The sequence below is a fragment of the Carboxydothermus pertinax genome (genome assembly GCF_001950255.1).
In the GTDB taxonomy this organism is placed as follows: domain Bacteria; phylum Bacillota; class Z-2901; order Carboxydothermales; family Carboxydothermaceae; genus Carboxydothermus; species Carboxydothermus pertinax.
The window spans coordinates 1-224 of the sequence record NZ_BDJK01000085.1 but is presented as its reverse complement, the minus strand read 5'-3'; the positions used below and the strand labels follow the sequence as shown (position 1 = coordinate 224).

Below are 224 nucleotides of genomic sequence, written 5' to 3'. Positions count from 1 at the left end.
TATCGCAAAAGACTTCGTACCACCAATAGTTTAGAACGGTTAAACGAAGAAATCCGCCGGCGCGAAAGGGTTATTAGGATCTTTCCTAATCGGGAATCGGCTATCCGCTTGATTGGTGCTTTACTAATGGAACAAGATGAAAAATGGGCCTCGAGTAAAAAATACTTGGACATAGCCGAATATTTTGAATGGCAGAAGGAAGCCTCAAAAAATTCAGGAGAAAA

The 224-nt window shown here is 41.1% G+C and carries 1 protein-coding gene; it reads left to right on the top strand.

All coding sequences use genetic code 11. The features are described 5' to 3' along the window. Positions 1–224 (top strand): transposase (locus cpu_RS13125; RefSeq protein ID WP_200800705.1); only part of this gene is annotated, 224 nt, incomplete at both ends.